Source organism: Streptomyces sp. NPDC054849 (genome assembly GCF_053610945.1).
The window spans coordinates 1-18,384 of record NZ_JBSGZI010000076.1 but is presented as its reverse complement, the minus strand read 5'-3'; the positions used below and the strand labels follow the sequence as shown (position 1 = coordinate 18,384).

The 18,384-nt window shown below is 71.2% G+C and carries 19 protein-coding genes; 11 read left to right on the top strand and 8 right to left on the bottom strand.

Going from position 1 to position 18,384, the window contains the following annotated elements; all coding sequences use genetic code 11:
* Positions 1–3 precede the first annotated feature (3 nt).
* Positions 4–882, top strand: a complete 879-nt coding sequence (locus tag ACWGIF_RS27140) for an NmrA/HSCARG family protein (protein WP_453501324.1) — start codon at positions 4–6, stop codon at positions 880–882.
* Between the two features lie 10 nt (positions 883–892).
* On the opposite strand, the gene ACWGIF_RS27135 is transcribed toward ACWGIF_RS27140, so the two are convergent.
* Together ACWGIF_RS27135 and fabG are read right to left on the bottom strand one after the other, a co-directional pair.
* Positions 893–1,510: a mycothiol-dependent nitroreductase Rv2466c family protein gene (locus ACWGIF_RS27135; protein WP_453501323.1), complete on the bottom strand. Its 618-nt coding sequence runs from the start codon at positions 1,508–1,510 to the stop codon at positions 893–895.
* Between the two features lie 34 nt (positions 1,511–1,544).
* Complete coding sequence (fabG, locus tag ACWGIF_RS27130) at positions 1,545–2,330, bottom strand: 3-oxoacyl-ACP reductase FabG (RefSeq protein WP_453501322.1); 786 nt, start codon at positions 2,328–2,330, stop codon at positions 1,545–1,547.
* A gap of 218 nt (positions 2,331–2,548) precedes the next feature.
* Between fabG and ACWGIF_RS27125 the strand changes: the two genes are divergently transcribed.
* Genes ACWGIF_RS27125 through ACWGIF_RS27100 form a run of 6 tightly spaced genes read left to right on the top strand, consistent with a single transcriptional unit; the run spans position 2,549 to position 9,578 of the window.
* Complete coding sequence (locus ACWGIF_RS27125; RefSeq protein ID WP_453501320.1) at positions 2,549–3,577, top strand: methyltransferase; 1,029 nt, start codon at positions 2,549–2,551, stop codon at positions 3,575–3,577.
* Between the two features lie 59 nt (positions 3,578–3,636).
* A complete protein-coding gene (locus tag ACWGIF_RS27120) occupies positions 3,637–5,124 on the top strand; it encodes an FAD-dependent monooxygenase (protein WP_453501318.1) in 1,488 nt (495 codons plus the stop codon).
* A gap of 41 nt (positions 5,125–5,165) precedes the next feature.
* The gene (locus ACWGIF_RS27115; RefSeq protein ID WP_453501316.1) at positions 5,166–6,125 is read left to right on the top strand and encodes an aromatase/cyclase; all 960 of its coding nucleotides are present in this window, start codon (positions 5,166–5,168) and stop codon (positions 6,123–6,125) included.
* The gene (locus tag ACWGIF_RS27110; protein ID WP_453501314.1) at positions 6,122–7,309 is read left to right on the top strand and encodes an FAD-dependent monooxygenase; all 1,188 of its coding nucleotides are present in this window, start codon (positions 6,122–6,124) and stop codon (positions 7,307–7,309) included. Before ACWGIF_RS27115 ends, ACWGIF_RS27110 begins: the two co-directional genes overlap by 4 nt.
* Positions 7,278–8,783 carry an FAD-dependent monooxygenase gene (locus tag ACWGIF_RS27105; RefSeq protein WP_453501313.1) on the top strand — a complete coding sequence of 502 codons (1,506 nt, stop codon included), beginning with the start codon at positions 7,278–7,280 and terminating at the stop codon, positions 8,781–8,783. Before ACWGIF_RS27110 ends, ACWGIF_RS27105 begins: the two co-directional genes overlap by 32 nt.
* A 54-nt stretch (positions 8,784–8,837) precedes the next feature.
* Complete coding sequence (locus ACWGIF_RS27100) at positions 8,838–9,578, top strand: antibiotic biosynthesis monooxygenase family protein (protein WP_453501311.1); 741 nt, start codon at positions 8,838–8,840, stop codon at positions 9,576–9,578.
* A 67-nt stretch (positions 9,579–9,645) separates the two neighbouring features.
* Here ACWGIF_RS27100 and ACWGIF_RS27095 read toward each other — a convergent pair whose 3' ends face one another.
* The 6 genes from ACWGIF_RS27095 to ACWGIF_RS27070 form a co-directional block, all read right to left on the bottom strand.
* Positions 9,646–11,526, bottom strand: coding sequence for a hypothetical protein (locus ACWGIF_RS27095; protein ID WP_453501310.1), 1,881 nt, complete (start codon positions 11,524–11,526; stop codon positions 9,646–9,648).
* Complete coding sequence (locus ACWGIF_RS27090) at positions 11,523–11,858, bottom strand: 4Fe-4S dicluster-binding protein (RefSeq protein ID WP_453501308.1); 336 nt, start codon at positions 11,856–11,858, stop codon at positions 11,523–11,525. Before ACWGIF_RS27090 ends, ACWGIF_RS27095 begins: the two co-directional genes overlap by 4 nt.
* A 29-nt stretch (positions 11,859–11,887) precedes the next feature.
* On the bottom strand, positions 11,888–12,682 hold the full coding sequence (locus tag ACWGIF_RS27085) for a DUF3050 domain-containing protein (RefSeq protein WP_453501306.1): 795 nt from the start codon (positions 12,680–12,682) through the stop codon (positions 11,888–11,890).
* 108 nt (positions 12,683–12,790) lie between these two features.
* The gene (locus ACWGIF_RS27080) at positions 12,791–14,296 is read right to left on the bottom strand and encodes a glutamine synthetase family protein (protein WP_453501304.1); all 1,506 of its coding nucleotides are present in this window, start codon (positions 14,294–14,296) and stop codon (positions 12,791–12,793) included.
* Positions 14,297–14,298: 2 nt separating this feature from the next.
* Positions 14,299–14,484: a hypothetical protein gene (locus tag ACWGIF_RS27075; RefSeq protein WP_453501303.1), complete on the bottom strand. Its 186-nt coding sequence runs from the start codon at positions 14,482–14,484 to the stop codon at positions 14,299–14,301.
* 2 nt (positions 14,485–14,486) lie between these two features.
* Entirely contained in the window at positions 14,487–15,800 is a 1,314-nt protein-coding gene (locus ACWGIF_RS27070; RefSeq protein WP_453501301.1) for an amidase, read from the bottom strand.
* 269 nt (positions 15,801–16,069) lie between these two features.
* On the opposite strand from ACWGIF_RS27070, the gene ACWGIF_RS27065 reads away from it, so the two are divergent.
* The 4 genes from ACWGIF_RS27065 (at position 16,070) to ACWGIF_RS27050 (ending at position 18,345) form a co-directional block, all read left to right on the top strand.
* The gene (locus ACWGIF_RS27065; RefSeq protein ID WP_453501300.1) at positions 16,070–16,507 is read left to right on the top strand and encodes a carboxymuconolactone decarboxylase family protein; all 438 of its coding nucleotides are present in this window, start codon (positions 16,070–16,072) and stop codon (positions 16,505–16,507) included.
* An 18-nt stretch (positions 16,508–16,525) separates the two neighbouring features.
* Positions 16,526–17,188, top strand: coding sequence for a sulfotransferase family protein (locus tag ACWGIF_RS27060; RefSeq protein ID WP_453501299.1), 663 nt, complete (start codon positions 16,526–16,528; stop codon positions 17,186–17,188).
* Between the two features lie 18 nt (positions 17,189–17,206).
* Positions 17,207–17,803 carry a dTDP-4-dehydrorhamnose 3,5-epimerase family protein gene (locus ACWGIF_RS27055; protein ID WP_453501297.1) on the top strand — a complete coding sequence of 199 codons (597 nt, stop codon included), beginning with the start codon at positions 17,207–17,209 and terminating at the stop codon, positions 17,801–17,803.
* An 89-nt stretch (positions 17,804–17,892) separates the two neighbouring features.
* Positions 17,893–18,345 (top strand): nitroreductase/quinone reductase family protein, encoded by a 453-nt coding sequence (locus tag ACWGIF_RS27050; protein WP_453501296.1) that lies wholly within the window; start codon positions 17,893–17,895, stop codon positions 18,343–18,345.
* Positions 18,346–18,384 lie beyond the last annotated feature (39 nt).

Below are 18,384 nucleotides of genomic sequence, written 5' to 3'. Positions count from 1 at the left end.
ACAGTGACGGTTGAGGGAACGATCCTGGTGCTGGGCGGTACCGGCCGGCAGGGCGGGGCGGTGGCCCGCGAACTGCTGCGGCGCGGACGGACCGTGCACGCCCTGGTCCGCGACCCGGGCAAGGAGGAGGCGCGGGCGCTCGGGGAGGCGGGCGCAATCCTGGTCCGCGGCGACCTGGACGACGAGGCGTCGCTGTCGGCGGCGATGAAGGACGTCCACGGGGTGTTCAGCGTCCAGACGTTCCGGGGCCCCGGCGGGGTCGAGGCGGAGGAGCGCCAGGGCAGGGCGGTGGCCGACGCCGCGGTCCGCGCCGGAGTGCGGCACTTCGTCTACAGCTCGGTCGGGGGCGCGGACCGCGACACCCGGGTCCCGCACTTCGAGAGCAAGCTGAAGATCGAGCAGTACCTGCGGACGCTCGATCTGCCGACGACGGTGCTGCGGCCGGTCGCGTTCCACGACATCCTCCTCGACATAGCCCCGCGCGCGGTGGAGGGCGAGCTCGTTCTGTCCATGTGGCTGGACCCGGAGACGTCGGTGCAGCTCATCGCGCCGAGCGACATCGGCAAGTTCGCCGCGGACGCCTTCGAGAACCGGGACGCCTGGCTCGGCCGGGTGGTCGAGATCGCCGGTGACGACCTGACCGGACCGCAGATGGCCGCTGCGTTCGAGGCCGTGTCCGGAGTCCCGACCCGCTTCCGGCAGCTGCCCATCGAGCCGCTGCGCGCGGCCCGCGAAGACCTCGCCAACATGTTCGACTGGTTCGAGCGCGACGGCTACCACGCCGACCTGCCCGAACTGCGCCGGATCAGGCCGGACCTCGTCTCCCTGGAGAGCTGGCTGCGCGACAACTGGACCGCCCCCCTGGTGGCGTCCCGACGCTGACCGGTGGCGGTCACATGAAGATCGGATCGCGGGTGCGGGTGCGCTTGAGTTCGAAGAACCCGTCGGTCGCGGCCACGGCGAGGACACCGTCCCACAGCTTCACCGCGGCCTCGCCGCGCGGGGTCGGCGTCACCACGGGGCCGAAGAACGCCACGTCCCCCACCGCGATGACAGGGGTGCCCACATCGGTGCCGACGCGGCCGATGCCGTCGTGGTGCGAAGCGCGCACCGCGGCGTCGAACGCGTCGGACCCGGCCGCGTCGGCCAGGGCGGGGTCGAGGCCCGAGGCGGCCAGGGCCGCCTCGTACGTGGCTCGTTCCTTGGGCGCCTTCTCCAGGTGGAACCGGGTGCCGAGTTCGGCGTACAGCCGGCCCAGCACCTCGGACCCGTACGCGCGCTCGGCGGCGGCGCAGACCCGTACCGGCTCCATGCGCAGCGCCAGGTTCCGGTGCCAGCGCTCGGGCAGGTCGGCGCGCCCCTCGTTGAGCACGGTCAGGCTCATGATGTGCCAGCGCAGTTCGAGGGGCCGCTGCCGCGCGATCTCGAGGATCCAGCGGGAGGTCAGCCACGCCCAGGGACAGGTCGGGTCGAACCAGAAATCCACCGGGGTCGGGGTGTCGTGCGGCAACGTCGGCCTCCTTGTTGGGGTCTGCGGTCGGGGATCAGTAGTTTCCGAGGCCGCCGCAGACGTTGATCGCCTGCGCGGTCACGGGCGCCGCCGCGTCGGAGACCAGGTAGGAGACGAGGCCGGCCACCTCCTCGGGGGTGGAGTAGCGGCCGAGCGGGATCTTCGCCTCGAAGCGCTCGAGGATCGCCTCCTCGGTCGTCTCGAAGTGGGCGGCGTAACCCTGCCGCACCCGCTGCGCCATCGGGGTCTCCACGTAGCCGGGGCAGACGGCGTTGACCGTGACGCCCGTCTTCGCGAGCTCGAGCCCCAGCGCCTTGGTGAAGCCGATGACACCGTGCTTGGACGCCGAGTAGGGGGCGCCGAGGACGACGCCCTGCTTGCCGCCGGTCGAGGCGATGTTGATGATCCGGCCCCAGCCGCGCTCGACGGGGTTCCCCGCCTTGAGCACCGCGCGCGTCATCAGGAAGACGCTGTTCAGGTTGGTGTCGATCACGTCGTACCAGAGCTCGTCCTCGATCTCCGCGGTCGCGCCGCCGCCGCTGCGCCCGGCGTTGTTGACGAGGATGTCGACCCGTCCGTACCGCTCCACGACCGTGTCGACGAGGCGGGCGACGTCGTCGGGCTTCCGGACGTCGGCGGCCAGGCCGTCGGCCTCGTGGCCGGCCGCCCGGAGCTTGTCGACCGTCTCCTGGACGGTCTCGGGGTTCCGCGCGCAGAGGAAGACCCTGAGCCCCTGGCCCGCGAGGTTCTCGGCGATGGCCAGGCCGATTCCGCTCGTCCCACCGGTGATCAGCGCCACCTGCTGCTCGTTGTCCGCCATTCCGCCTGCTCCTTCTCCGGGTGTATGTAGGGTCGGAACAAGCTGACAAAGAAGGCCGGATTACCGGTCGAGCGCCGGTAGAGGTACCCCCGTTCAACCGCCCAAATTCTCCGGTTGAACGTTCGGGGAAAAATTCAATAAAGGCCGGGAGTTGCGGGTCCGAGAAGCGTCGACCTAGTGTCTGGAATCCACGAATAAGGCGCTCTGGAAGGAAAGCCATGCCCGAATCGTCCGAGGTCCGCGACCAGTCGCTCTCGTACTCGCTGCTCGATCTCATTCAGGGGGCCGTGGTCACCCAGGCGATTTCCGTAGCGGCCAAGCTCGGTATTGCGGACGTGCTCGCCGACGGACCGCTGCCCGTCGAGGACATCGCCAAGCGCGTCGGAGCCGACGCCAAGGCGACCCACCGGATCCTGCGCGCGCTCGGCGGCCACGGCCTGTTCGCGGTCCGTCCTGACGGCCGGTTCGAGCAGACGCCGCTTTCCGACAAGCTCCGTGACGACGCCCCGGACTCGATGCGCGGATTCGCCCTGCTGATGAGCCACCCGCTGCTGTGGGAGGAGTGGGGCCACCTGTTCACCACCGTGGAGACCGGCGAGCCCAACCTGCCCAAGCTGCGCGGCATGGGCGCGCTGGACTTCTTCCAGGCGACCCCCGAATACATGGGCGTCTTCTTCCGCGCGTTCGGCGAGCTCTCGGAGTCGGAGACCGACCCGATCCTGGCCGCCTACGACTTCTCCCGGTTCGGCACCGTGGTGGACGTCATCGCGGGCCGCGGCAGCCTGCTCGCGGGCATCCTCCAGCAGGCGCCGGACACCAAGGGCGTGCTGTTCGACTCCGAGGTCGCGACCGCGGACTCGCCGGCGCTCTTCGAGGCGGCCGGCGTCGCGGACCGGCTCACGATCGAGCACGGCGGCCCCCTCGACAAGCTGCCGTCGGGCGCCGACGCCTACGTCTTCAAGCACATCATCCACGACTTCTCCGAGGAAGACGCCGTGACCGCGCTGCGCAACGCGCGCGAGGCGATCGGCCCCGACGGCAAGCTGCTCGTCATCGAGTACGTGCTGCCCGAGAACAACGAGCACCACCTCGGCCACACCATCGACCTCTGGCTGATGCTCATGCTCGGCGCCCAGGACCGCACGCTCGCCCAGTACACCGAGCTGTTCGCCAAGGCCGGCTTCAAGGTCACCAGGGCCGTCCCCACCACCGCGCCGATCTCGATCATCGAGGCGATCCCGGCCTGATACCGGCGGGCGAAGCCGGTCCCCCCCATTGCAGAAGTCGAGGCTCAGGACAGGAAAACATGGAAACCGATGTCATCGTGATCGGTGCAGGTCCCGCGGGGCTGACGCTCGCGGCCGAACTCCGCCTCGGCGGTGCCGACGTCGTCGTCTTCGAGCAGCGGGCGGAGCGGAGCTGGGAGTCGCGCGGCATCGGCTTCACCGCCCGCGCCACCGAGATGTTCCACCAGCGCGGGATCCTCGAACGCCTGGAGAACATCGAGATCACCCGGCAGGGGCACTTCGGCGGCATCCCGATCGACTACGGGGTGCTGGAGGGCTCGCACTTCGGAGTGCGCGGCGCGCCCCAGTACAAGATCGAGGAAATGCTGGAGAACCGGGCGCTGGAGCTGGGCGTGTCCCTGCGCCGCGGCTACGAGCTCATCGGCCTGACCGACACCGGGGACGGCGTCACGGCGGTCGTGGAGGGGCCGCAGGGCCCCGAGGAGTTCACCGCCCGCTACCTGGTGGGCTGCGACGGCGGGCGGAGCACCGTCCGCCGCCTGGTGGGCATCGAGTTCGCCGGCTCCGACGCCACCCGCGAGATGTACCTGGCGGACGTCAGCGGCTGCGACATCAAGCCGCGGATGATCGGGGAGCTGCTGCCGAACGGCATGGTCATGGCGGCGCCGCTGGAGCAGGGCTACACCCGCATCATCGTCTGTGAGAACGGGACGCCGCCGGACCGGAACCGCGAAGTGACCTTCACCCAGGTCGCGGACGCCTGGCAGCGGCTGACCGGCGACTCGATCCACCACGGCGAGGCGCGCTGGGTGAGCAGCTTCACCGACGCCACCCGCCAGGCCACCGAGTACCGGCGCGGCCGGGTCCTGCTGGCCGGGGACGCCGCGCACATCCACCTCCCCGCCGGCGGGCAGGGGCTGAGTGTCGGCGTGCAGGACGCCTTCAACCTCGGCTGGAAGCTGGCGGCGACGGTCAAGGGGTGGGCCCCCGAGGGCCTGCTGGACACCTACCACGCCGAGCGCCACCCGGTGGGAGCGCGGGTGCTGCGCAACACGCTCGCCCAGGGGACGCTCAACCTCACCGGCAGGTCCGTCGAGCCGCTGCGGACCGTCATGGCGGAGCTCATCGCGCTCCCCGCGGTGGCACGCCACCTGTCCGGCACGGTGAGCGGCTTCGACGTCGCCTACGGGGGCGACGAGCCGGACGGCCCCCGGGCCGACCGGCCGGCGCACCCCCTGCTCGGTACCCGGATGGCCGATCGCGAGCTGGAGCTCGCCGACGGCGGCCACGACCGGATCGCGCGCCTGCTGCACCCGGCCCGGGGCGTCCTGATCACCGCCGACGCCTCGGACGACACGAGCCGTACCGCCGCCGGGTGGTCCGACCGGGTCGACGTGGTCCGGGTGAAGAGCTTCCCCGCCGGACCGGAGGAGGGCGGCGCCGAGACCGAGTCGGTGCTCGTCCGCCCCGACGGCTACATCGCCTGGACGGCGCCCGACGGAGGCGGTCTCACGGCCGCGCTGCGGCGCTGGTTCGGCGAGCCCTAGGGCGGGTCCCAGAGGCCCCCGTTACCGAGAGGAGAAGGAACGTGACCGAGAACGCGCTACGCGAGACGGAACACGAGATCAACGTATCCGCCCCTGCCGAACTGGTGTACGCCCTGGTCGCGGACGTGGCCAGGTGGCCGGAGATCTTCCCCCCGACCGTGCACGCCGAGGTCGTCGAGAAGGACGGCGACACGGAGCTGATCCGGCTCTGGGCGACCGCCAACGGCACCGCCAAGACCTGGACCTCCCGGCGCGTGCACGACCCGGAGGGCATGAGCGTGACGTTCCGTCAGGAACGGTCGCAGCACCCGGTCGGGGCCATGGGGGGCGCGTGGGTGGTGGAGCCCGTCTCCGACACCTCGTGCCGCGTGCTCCTGCTGCACGACTTCCGCGCGGCGACCGACGACCCCGCCGACCTGGACTGGATCAGCGAGGCGGTCGACCGCAACAGCGCGTCGGAGCTTCAGGCGCTGAAGGCGAGCGCCGAGGCCGCCGGCCCCGACGAGCTCATCACCTTCGACGACACCGTGACGGTCGACGGGAACGGCAAGGACGTCTACGACTTCCTCAACGAGGCGCAGCTCTGGCAGGAGCGGCTGCCGCACGTCGCCCGGGTGTCGCTGGAGGAGGACGAGCCCGGGCTCCAGATCCTGGAGATGGACACCCGCACGAAGGACGGCAGCACCCACACCACGCGGTCCGTGCGGGTGTGCCGGTCGGCGACGGCCATCGTGTACAAGCAGATCGTCCTGCCCGCGCTGATGACGCTGCACACCGGGCGCTGGCTCATCGAGGAGCGCGACGGCGGCGGGGTGTCGGTGACGTCGCGGCACACGGTGCGGATCAACACCGGGAACATCGCCAAGGTCCTCGGCGAGGACGCGACGGTGCAGACCGCGCAGGAGTTCGTCCGCACCGCCCTGAGCGGCAACAGCCTGGCCACCCTGGGCCTCGCGAAGGCCTACGCCGAGGGCGTCGGCGGCGGGCGCACGGCGCGGTGAACCCGTCCCGGGCGGATGCGCAGGTCGTCATCGTCGGTGCGGGCCCCGTCGGGCTCCTGCTGGCCTGCGAGCTGAGGCGGGCCCGGGTCCAGGCGGTCGTCGTGGAGCGGCTGGCCGGTCCGATGACGGAGTCCCGGGCCAGCCAGCTCACCACGCGGACCGCCGAACTGCTGCACGAGCGCGGCTTCGACGCGCTGCTCGCCGGGGCCGCGCACGAGCCGCGTACGCACTTCGGCGGGCTGGGCTTCGTACTCTCCCGCGTCGACAGTGCCTACGCGGGCAACTGGAAGGTGCCCCAGTACCGCACGGAGGCCGCCCTGGGCGAGCGCGCCGTCGAGCTGGGCGCGACCGTGCTGCGCGCGCACGAATTGACCGGGCTCGCCCAGGGGCCGGACCACGTCCTGTGCGGGATCCAGGGCCCCGACGGCCCTCTGGAGATCCGGGCCGAGTACGTGGTGGGCTGCGACGGGGCCCACAGCACCGTGCGCCGGCTGGCCGGGTTCCCCGTGACGGCCACGGCCGCGACGAAGGAACTGCTGCGGGCCGACCTCACGGGACTGCGCATCCGCGACCGCCGGTTCGAACGCCTCGCCGGCGGCTTCGCGGTCGCGGCGACCCGTGACGGCGTCACCCGGGTGATGGTGCACGCGTTCGGCACCGGAGTGGCCGAACGCACGGACCCGCCCGGGTTCGGGGAGGTCGTCCACGCCTGGGAGCAGGTGACCGGAGAGGACATCTCCGCCGCCGCCCCCCTGTGGCTGGACGCATTCGACAACGCCAGGGGACAGGCCGACACCTACCGGCGCGGTCGCGTCCTGCTCGCCGGCGACGCCGCCCACTGGCATCCGCCGGTGGGCGGGCAGGCGCTCAACACCGGGCTCCAGGACGCGGTCGACCTGGGCCGCGCACTCGCCGGGACCGTGCACGGCCGGGCCGCGCCCGGATCCCTCGACATCTACCACGACCGACGGCATCCCGTCGCGGCCCGTGTGCTCGACCACGTCGCAGCCCAGGAACAGCTGATGCTCGCAGGCCCCGAGGCCGAGCCGCTGCGCGCGGTCCTCTCCGAGCTGATCGGCCTCGACCGGGTCCGCGCCCATCTGACGGCGATGGCCGGCAACCTCGACCACCGGATTCGACCGAACGACACGTATGGAAGGCAGGAAGACAGTGCAGGACTTTGACACAGACGTGATCATCGTGGGGGCGGGCCCCACGGGGCTCATGCTCGCGGGCGAACTGCGCCTGAAGGGCGTCCGGGCCGTCGTGCTGGAGCGGCTGACCGAGCCGATGCGGCAGTCGCGCGCCCTCGGCTTCTCGGCCCGGACGATGGAGGAGTTCGGCCAGCGCGGACTGCTGGAGCAGTTCGGCGACATGGGCGTCATCCCCTTCGGTCACTTCGGCGGGATGCCCCTGGACTACACCGTCATACCGGGCGGCAACTTCGGCGTGCGCGGGGTGCCGCAGGCGTTCACCGAGGCGATCCTCAACAAGTGGGCGGCCGGCCTCGGCGCCGACGTCCGCCGCGGCTGGGAGCTCAGCGGGCTGACCGACGGTGACGACGGCGTCGTGGTGACGGCGGACACCCCCGAGGGCCCGCGCACCCTGCGCGCCCGTTACGTCGTCGGTGCGGACGGCGCGCGCAGCGTCGTCCGCAAGCTGTCCGGCATCGACTTCCCCGGCTACGAGGCCACCCTCGAGATGCTGATGGCCGACGTCACCGACGTCCAGGTGCGGCTGCGTCCCACCGGCGAGCTCGGCGACACGGGCATGGTCGTCGTGCTCCCCGTCGGCCCGAACACCACGCGCGTCGTCGTCTTCGAGCGCGGCGCGGGCGTGCGTCCGACGTCGGAGCCCCCCACCTTCCAGGAGGTGGCCGACTCATTCAAGCGCGTGACCGGCGAGGACATCAGCAGCGGCACCCCGGTGTGGCTCAGCTACTTCACCGACTCCAGCCGCCAGGCCGCCGAGTACCGCAAGGGCCGGGTCTTCCTCGCGGGCGACGCGGCGCACATCCACATGCCGATCGGCGCTCAGGGCATCAGCGCGGGCGTAGGCGACGCCGTCAACCTCGGCTGGAAGCTCGCCGCCGTGATCCAGGGCCACGCCCCGGACGGCCTGCTCGACACCTACCACACCGAGCGCCACCCCGTCGGGGCCCGCATCCTGGCCAACACCCTCACCCAGCGCAGCCTGTACCTCGGCGGCCCCGAGATGGAGCCGATGCGGGCGGTCTTCGCCGAACTGATGGCGTACGACGACGTCCGCAAGCTCCTGGTCGGCATGGTCACCGGCCTCGACATCGCCTACGACGGCGCCGCGGGCGAGCACCCGCTGCACGGCCGCCGGCTGCCGAACTTCGGGCTCACGGCCGGCTCGGACGGCGAGACGACCGCCTACGAACTCCTGCACGGCGGGCGCGGCTTCGTCCTCGACCTGCGCGGCGGCAGCGAGCTGAGCGCCGCCGCGGAGCCGTGGACGGACCGGATCGACGTCGTCACCACGGACTCCCGGCCCGAGGGCGCGCTCGCGGACGTCGAGGCGCTGCTGGTCCGTCCGGACGGCTACATCGCCTGGATCGGCTCCGGCGGCTCCGGGACGGCCGGCCTGACGGACGCCCTGAACCGCTGGTTCGGCGCTCCCCGCGACACCCACTGAGACAGACACGACGCCCCGCCGTCGCGGGCGCTCTACCGCTACCGAGGAGACACCATGCCGTTCATCAACCCCGAAGACGGGCACCTGACCGTCCTCAACCTGTTCAAGACCGACACCCGCGCGCGCGTGGACACGCTCGTCACGGAGATGAAGAAGATCGTCGACGTCGCGGCGTACCCCGGCTGGATCTCCAGCACGGTGCACCGCGGCGAGCACACGCCGGGCACCTTGAACTTCATCCAGTGGCGCGGCATGCAGGACCTGGAGTCGCGCTACAACGACAGCGAGTTCAAGCACCACACCGTGCCGGTCTTCCGGGAGATCACCAACTACGTCCGCCTGATGCAGACCGAGGTGGAGCTGAGCCAGCGCCACCCCGGCGTCGACGTCACCGAGGTCTCGCCCGACCGCGACGACTACACGGTCGTCGAGATCCTCGGCGTCACCCCCGGCGAGCAGGGTGCCCTGGTCGCCGCGCAGGGCACCGCCCACTCCTGGCTGGTGGACGTCCCCGGCTACCGCTCGCAGAGCGTCATGCGCGGTATCCGCTCCCGCAACCTGGAGGGCGGCGAGGGCACCCTGGCGACCGTGGGCACGGACAACGACTTCGTCGTCGTCTACTCCCAGTGGGACGGCAAGGAGTCCTACGACGCCTTCCGCACGCTGGCCGAGTCCGAGTGGCCGTCCGCCCGGCGCGGGTTCCAGGACAAGCGCGACTCGCTGACGGTGAGCGCCGACTGGAACGGCTACCGCGCCGTCCACACCCGGTCCGCCGAGCAGCCCGTGAAGGTCTGACCCCCCGCACACCGACCACGCGTAGGGCCCCAGGGGTCCCGCCACGGGCCCAACGCGTGGTCCGTACTTACGCGGCGATCTCGTCCCAGTGCCACTGGGAGTCGAACGAGGCGATCTCGATGTCCGCCCCGCCGGCCACCAGCGCGGCGGCCAGGCTCGTCGCCTTGGCGATGAACCCGGAGGTCCGGTGCGCCGCCAGCAGGTCCTGCTCGTCGAAGGGCAGCCCCTCGCAGCGCAGCAGCCGCAGGTCCATGAACCCGTTGAACTGCCGGCCCAGCACCTCCACCGGCTGCGGACTGCGGACGGTGAAGCGCACCCGGGCCGCGACGTGGCCGTTGTGGTGCTGGTCGGAGTAGTACGCGATGTCCGGGATCACCGGCGGCACGAAGTGGTCCCGTGCCGCGATCTCGGGGACCTTCGGGAGGTTCCCGACCAGGAAGTGCCACGAGTTGTACTGCATCCGCGAGGAGATGGCCCACGCGGTGTCGGCCAGGTGCGAGGCGGAGCCGCCGAAGAACCGGCGGGCCTCCTGCGACGGGACGACACAGCAGAAGAAGTGCGGGATGTCCCACGCGGCGATCTTGGGGAACTCCTCCGAGCGCAGCGCCGCGATCAGCGCGGGCAGCGACCGCATCCCGCGGCTCATCGCGAAGTCGGCGTCGAACACCTCCGTCGCCGCGCGCACGGTCTCGTACACCAGGGACTCCAGGCCCGAGCCGTACCCGCCGTGCGGTTCGGCCAGCCAGCCCGGCGACGCCTCGAGGTCCGCGGTCAGCTCGGCGAAGGTGCCACCCCGGACCGGGAGCCGCTCGCGCACGCGTGCGCAGAGCGCGGCCTCCAGCTGCCGTGCGTCGTCCTTGACGGGACCGGCGACCCGCTCGATCTTGTGCATCAGCGGGCCGTAGATCTCACGGTAGAGCTGCACGCTCCCCATGAGTTCCCGGCGCCGTGCGGCCAGCGCCTGTGCGAGTTCGCCGAGCGCGGCCACCCCGTGCGAGGCCGGCGCCGGCACGGGGGGCAGCGTTCCGGAGGCCGCGTTGTACGCCGTACGCGTCCGCTCGAAGAGGAGGGCCACGTGGTCCAGCGTGAGCTGGGTCCCGTTGGCCTCCTCGATACGGGCGTACCCGGCCGACCGCACCAGCAGCGTCAGGCAGACGACCAGGAGCACGTCGCTGTCCGACCACAGCTCCAGAGGAACCGACGCCAGGCTGCTCAGCGCGCAGTCGGGGTGACCCGGCCGGAGCGTCTTGCCCGTCAGCGTGTTCTGGTCGCGGAAATTGGTGTACTGGCGTCCACCTGCGTAGAGGATGAACGGGGCGGTTCTGATCGCCGCCTCCGTCAGGTCCTCCAGCAGGCCACGCCGGCCGTCGGCGCCGGCCGCCATCAGCCACTGGCGGCAGTCGGCGACCGACGCGTCCCACCGGTCGGCGGCCAGGGCCAGCTCGACCTGGTAGTCCGCCAGGTCCTCGGCGGACCACGGAACCCGCAGTACGCCGTCGACCAGGTCGGCCTCGCCGCTCAGCGGGCCCTTCGACGGGACCCGGACGACGACCCGGCCGCTCTTGTCGAGTCCGATCTCGCCGAGGAACGCCGTGGCGGCGCCCTCGGCCCGGTCGGTGGGCCGGTCGCCCCGCCAGGACCGGCCGACCAGGACCTTCAGTGCGGTCTCGTCCTCGACGGGCAGTGCCCGCAGCTGGATGTCCGCCGGAACGTGCCCGGCGAGCGTGAGCAGCGTGTCCACGGCCGTGGCCAGGTCCGGTGCGGCGGTCGCCCGCCGCCAGGTCTGCTTGAGGAGTCCCGGGAACCCGGCGTCCTCGGGGGTCAGGTAGTCGGGTTCGCCCGCGGCGCCGGCCGGCCGGCCGAGCCTGCTGGGCCGGCGGCTCTGTCGCGCCTTGGCCAGGGCGGCCCTGCGGGGGAGCCTGTCGTCCCGCTCGGTGGGGAGAGTCATGAAGATCCCCTCACCGTCAGGTCGACGTGGTCCCACATCCGGGCCTCGGTGGCGGTCCAGTCCTCGTCCACGTAGATGCAGTCGACGGGGCAGACCATCACGCACACCGGGCAGCCGGAGCAGAGTTCGGGGACGATCACGACGTTGAGCCCGTCATCGAAGATCGCCCCGAACTCGGGCGGGCAGCTGCGCACGCACGTGTCACACGTGATGCACTCCGACGTCTCGATGCGGCGCGGCGGCTTCCGCCAGTTCTCATCGCGGGACTGCCGCGCGATCCGCTCGGTACGGGCTGTGGTGGCTACGGAGGGAGTGTCTTTTACCCACGGCATGGTGTCTCACCTTCACAAGAGGGGGCCCGTCAGCGGGACTGCGCGGTGATCGCGTCCGAGATGCCGTCCCACAGCCGCGTCCGGGCCGCGAGCGCGCGGTCGATGGTGTCCTGGCACTCGGCCCACTTGACCTCGTCGTCGCCGCACAGGTCGGCGAGCATCTGCATCGCCATCGGGGTGTGCTCCTCGGCGTCCACCTGGATGTGCCGCCGCAGGTAGTCGACGAAGGTGGACAGCGTGCCGTGGCCGGCGTTGAGGGCCGCGACCTGGTCGAACATGTCGGGGATCAGGTCCTCGCGGCCGAAGGCGAACGCCGCGGCCTGGCAGTGCACGGGGGAGTGGTCGATGAAGTCCCAGGTCGTGCCCACGAATTCGGCCACCGACTGCGGAACGCCCGCCTCCTGAAGCGCGTCCGGGACGGAACGCCCTTCGCGCAGCAGGGCGATGAAGGCGTCGATGCGCGAAGTGTCGGCGCCCGACTGGCGCATGCCGTCGAGGTAGAGCTCGAAGTGGCTGATGAAGCCGTCGCCGAGCTCGTCGCTCTCCTCGACGAGGACGATGTCGTTGATGAGGCGGCGGCTCCCGGTGAGGGCCGACGGCACCCACGGCACCTCGACGCAGGTCAGGCGGCGCTGGAGGGACTTGAGCAGCGACATGAAGTCCCACACCGCGAACACGTGGTGCTCCATGAACGTGACGACCGCGTCCACGCTGGTCAGCTGGTGGTAGATCGGGTGGCCGAGGACCTTCTGACGGGACGGCTGGATGGCGTCCTTGAGCGTCTCGATAGCCGGGTTGGTGCCATCCCATTCGTACCGCGACATAGTGGTTTGCTCCTTATTTTCGGGTGTAGGTCGGCTGCGGACATGCAGCGGGGGCTGGTGCGGCAAGGGGGGCGCGGGGCGCGCAGGTGCGGGAGGGTGCAGGGGTGATCAGAAGGCACCGAAGTACTCGCGGTGCTCCCACTCGGTGACGCCGCCCGCGGTGCTCCCGGGGAGCTCGGCCGCGGACCAGGCGTCGAACCTGGCGGCCTCGCTCTCCTTCAGCTTCGCCAGGCAGGCCTTGAGCGGCGCGCCGAGCAGCCGCTCGGCGCTGTCGCCGGAGCGGAACGCCTCCAGCGCCTCGCGCAGGGAGCGCGGCAGCGGCGGGTGGGGGCTGCGGTCGGACGGAACGCCGGAGAGCAGCCCTTCGAGGCCCGCGTGCAGCTGGGAGGCGATGGCCAGGTAGGGGTTGGCGCACGGCTCCCCGATCCGGTTCTCGACATGGGTCGAGCTGCCGCCGCTGAGCACCCGGACCATCGCGCTGCGGTCCTCGAACCTCCAGTCGACCGAGGTCGGGGCGAGCGTGAACTCCGGGGCCAGCCGACGGTAGCCGTTCACGGTCGGAACGGACAGCAGGCAGAACTCGCGGGCGCGGGAGAGCAGGCCGCCGATGTAGGCCTCGCCCTCGGCGGAGATGGCGTCCTGCAGGCCGTCGCCTTCGGCGAACAGGTTCCGGCCGGTCTTCGTGCTGGTGACGGACTGGTGGAGGTGCCAGCCGCTGGGGTCGAAGCTCTCCAGGCGCGGCAGCGTCATGAACGACGCGTGGTAGCCGCGGCGCCGGCACTCCTGCTTGAGCTGGGTGCGGAGCAGGAGCATCGCGTCGGCGGCGTCCAGCGCCGACATCGGGTTGAAGGTCGTCTCGAGCTGTCCGGGGCCCGACTCGTGCTCGAACGAGCGCAGCGGCAGGCCGAGCTGCATGAGCATCGCGGCCAGCGGGTCGGCGACGTCGGACACCGAGTCGTAGGAGCTGTCGAGGTTGAACTGGTAGCCGGGATTCACCGCCTCCACCTCGGGGGCCGCTCCCTGCAGGCCGAAGCCGTTGCCGGCGTTGCCCACCGGGCCGCCGGTCAGCCGGGTGAGGTACCACTCGACCTCGAGGCCGATGACCGGCGACAGGTCGTGCCGGGCGTACTCGGCGAGGACCCGGTGCAGGACGCCCCGGGCGGAGAGCGGGTGCGCAGTGCCGTCGCGCAGGTACTCGTTCCCGAGCACCCAGGCGGTCCTCGGCCCGCTCCTGGGCAGCACTTGGAACGTGCGCGGATCGGGGACGAGTACGAAGTCGCCCGCACCGAGCAGTTCGGCGACCCCCACGCCGGCGTCGGCGAGGAAGTCGACGGCGACGGCGTGGCCGGTGTCGAAGAGGAACGGCCCGGCGCTGAAGTCCATGCCGTTGCGCAGCACCGAGCGGAACACGTTCGCGGGCACCGTCTTGGACCGGGCGAGGCCGTGCGGGTCGCAGAACACGACCCGGACGAGATCGACCTCGTCCAGCTGCAGTTCGACCTGCTCGGCCGCGGCGGCCTGCCGGTCGTCCCAGAGTCCGAACTCGGCGACGAACGAGGGGCGTCCGACGCCCCCGCCGTCATCGCCGTACTGGGACCACGACCTGGAAACCATGATCAATTACCTTCCGTAGGGACGCCGCGGCGCGTCAGGGTGAGGCCGAGTGCCGCCTGGAGGAGCTCGGCGGCCGAGAACACGAGATCGTCGATGTCGACCCGGCCCACCACGGGCTCGGCGGCGGCGAGCGAAGGGCGGCCGGCGCCGCTGTCGTCGCTGTACGGGGACCACGACCTGGAAACCATGATCATTTTCCTTCCGTTGTGATGCCGGGGGGAGACAGGGTGAGGCCGAGCGCCGCCTCGAGGAGTTCGGCGGCCGAGAGCACGAGGTCGTCGTCGCCGACCCGGCCCACGAGTTGGAGCCCGACCGGGAGCCCGGCCGGGGTGAGGCCGACGGGCAGCGACAGGGCGGGCTGGCCGGTGAGGTTGAAGGGGTGGGCCGCCGGGGACCACGCGAGCCAGCGCAGGTCCCCCGGGTCGGCGGCCCAGGGCGGGGCGATCGCGTCGGCGGCGAACGGCTCGATCGGGACGGTCGCCATGACCAGCAGGTCGTAGGTCTCCATCACCGAGCCGAGCCGCGTGCGCAGCGCGAGCCGCGCCGCCTCGGCGCGGGCCACCGCGGCGCCGCTGAGGGAGCGCCCGTACCGCACGATCGCGAGCCGGCCCTCGTCGCACCACGGATCGTCCTGCGGTGCGGTGCCGTGCGCGTCGGCGGCGGCCAGGATGTCCACCAGGGCGCCGTACGGGTCGGGGAACGGCACCTCGATGCGGTCGACGCGGTGTCCCAGGGCGGTCAGTACCGGCAGGACGCCCTCGGTGACGTCGCGGACCGCGCCGGACGTCCCCGGGAACTCGATCCAGCCGACGCGCAGCGGGGTGGCCGCCGCAGCGGCAGCGGACGCCGCGGTCACCGAGTCGGGGTCTCGGTGGTCGGGGCCGGCCAGCACCGCCATGAGTTCGGCGACGTCCGCCACGCTCCGCGCGAGCGGCCCGACATGGGACAGCCGCTCGGGGCAGGGCGGCACGTAGGGGATCCGCCCGTAGGACGGCTTGAACCCGACCACGCCGCAGAACGCCGCGGGGATGCGGACCGAGCCGGCGCCGTCGGTGCCGAGCGAGGCGGTGCACAGGCCCGCCGCGACGGCGGCCGCCGAGCCGCCGCTGGAGCCGCCGGCGGTCCTGTCGAGGGCCCATGGGTTGCGGGTGGGGGAGGACACCCGGCTGACGGTGCTCGCACTCCATCCGTACTCCGACGTCGTCGTCTTGCCCACGACGATGGCGCCCGCGGCCCGGATCCGGGCGACGGAGGGCGCGTCGGCGGCGGCGCGGCGGTTCGGCAGCAGAGACCCCCGCCGGGTGGGGATCTCGCGTGTCTGGATGAGGTCCTTCACCGACACCGTCACGCCGAGCAGCGGCCGGTCGCGGAAGGCGGCCGCGCCGAGGCCGGCGATGAGGCGGTCGGCCGCCTCGGCCTCCCGCAGCGCACGGGCCTGCGCGACCTCGACGTACGCCCCGATCGCCGTATCCGTCTCACGAATGGCGGTGAGCACGTCCAGCACGTGCCCGGCGACCGTGGAATGACCCTCGAGAAGGAATTGCCGCGTCTCGTGAATGCCGCGGCAGATCGGCTGTCTACTCTTCGTTGCGGTGGACTCTGACACGAGACCACTACAAGTCATCGTCTGAATTCCTGGCAACTTACGGATTGTGGGGTGTTGCATCTGCGTGCAATCCGCAGTTGAACAAGTTTTCTTGCGAATGGGGCGGGCGGCGAGCAGCATGTTTCCGAGGTAAATCCCACGTTCTTAATCGCACAGGAGAAGACCCGATGACTCCACGGATGGAAAACCCCTCCCTGGTCGTTCCCGGCGCCCTGCAGCCCCTGCTCGACCTGACCGAGGTCATCGGCAAGGTCGGCGTGCCGCAGACGACCCTCGACCTGGTCCGGCTGCGCGTCAGCCAGATCAACGGCCGCGTCTACACGCTCGCGGACGAGGCGGAGCAGGCGGACGAGCGCCTTCCCAAGGTGGCGACTTGGCAGACCGAGTCCTGCTTCACCGACGCGGAGCGTTCCGCGCTGACGATGGCCGAGGCCGTCACCCTGATGACCGACCCCCAGGACATGGCGTCGGACGAGGTCTGGGAGGAGTCCGCCCAGTACTACAACGACGAGCAGCTCGGCGCGCTGGTCATGCACATCGGCCTGGTCAACTTCTGGAACCGCGTGAACGTGGCCAGCAGCCAGGAACCCGCGGCCTGGCGCTGAGGAAGGGGACACGGCACCGTGTTGAAGCTGATCAACGCCGGTCTGGGCAGGACCGGCACGACATCACTGCAGGTGGCCCTGGACCGGCTCGGTCTCGGCCCCTGTTTTCACATGTTCGACATCGTCGGGGACGAGCAGCGCCTCGAGCAGTGGGCGAAGATCGTCTGCGACGGGGAGCGCCCCGACTGGCCGGCACTGTTCGGCGGTTACACCTCCGCGGTGGACGGCCCCTGCGCGGTCCACTACGAGCAGATCAGCGAGGCGTTCCCCGAGGCCAAGGTGATCCTCACGGTGCGCGACGCGGAGGGCTGGTACCGGAGCACCTACGACACCCTGTACCAGTTCGTCCTGCGCAGCCAGGAGAACCCGCCGGAGCCCGGCTCGCGCCAGGCCCGGCTGCTCGACTTCACCAACACCATGGTCTGGGACGGCCTCTTCGGCGGCCGGTTCGCCGACAAGGACCACGCCATCGAGGTCTACCACCGGCACAACGACGACGTCGTGCGCACCCTCGGCCCGGACAACGTCCTCGTCTACGACGTGAGGCAGGGGTGGGAGCCGCTGTGCGCCTTCCTCGGCGTCGAGGTTCCCGAGGAGGACTTCCCGCACGCCAACGACTCCGCGGCCATGCGCCGCCGGATCGCCGAGGCGGCCGGAGCCGGACCGGTCACCACCGGATGAGTCAGTGAGGAGCATGCGGTGCTGATCACGGAAATGGCGGTCCCCGGCGCGTACCGCGTCGAACCCGAGCCCCTGAGCGACCGGCGGGGGTACTTCTTCGAGTCGGTGAAGACCAGCGCCCTGCTGGCGGACAGCGGCTGGAACTTCGCGGTCCGGCAGGTCAACTACTCGGTGTCCAGGCGGAACACCCTCCGGGGCATCCACGGCACCAAGGTCCCGCCCGGCCAGGCGAAGTTCGTCACGTGTGTGCGGGGGAGCGCGCTCGACATCGCCGTCGACCTGCGCGTGGGCTCGCCGACGTTCGGACACTACGACGTCACCTACCAGAGCCCGGAGACGGGGACGGCCGTGTACCTGCCCGACGGCGTCGGGCACGCGTTCCTCGCCCTGACCGACGACACGTGCATGAGCTATCTCTGCTCGCAGGAGTACGTGCCGGGCACGATGATCGACGTCGACGCGCTCGACCCGGAGCTGGCACTGCCGTGGGATCTGAAGGAGCCGCCGATCCGTTCGGACAAGGACGCCGTGGCCCCCACCCTGGCCGAGGCGGCGGCCGCCGGCCTCCTGCCGACCTGGGAACAGTGCCTCCCGCGTCCTTTCCTGGCCCTCTGAACGTATTCGGGTGGCGGGCACGACGAATGACGACAAGAATTCCGACGTGAAATCGCGCCGTGAGGCGCGGGAAATGACTGGAGGTGGCGATGCCGGACACCAAGCGCAAGCCGGGTACGCCCGGGGCGTTCTCCCGGTGGATGCAGAAGAAGATGAACGACCGGATGATTCGGAAGGTCCGTAAAGGAAAGGCCCAGTTCATGGGCATGGAGGTGCTGCTCCTCAACACGGTGGGCAGCCGCAGCGGCCAGCCGCGGGTGACCCCCGTGGCCTGGTTCGGTGACGGTAGCGACGCCTGGCTGAGCATCGCCTCGGGCGGCGGAACCCAGCACCCGGACTGGTACACGAATCTGATGGCCAACCCGGAGAGGGCGACGGTCGAACTGCCCGGCCGCGGCGCGGTGAAGATCACGCCGCACCGGCTCGAGGGTGCCGAGCGCGAGGAGGCGTGGAAGCTCATCTCCAGCGCCCAGCCCCGCATCGCCAAGTACCAGAGCAAGTCCGAGCGGGAGTACCCGATCGTCAAGCTCACCCCTCAGTAGTACGACAGGAAGCGGCAGCCGGTGTCCTCGGACACCGGC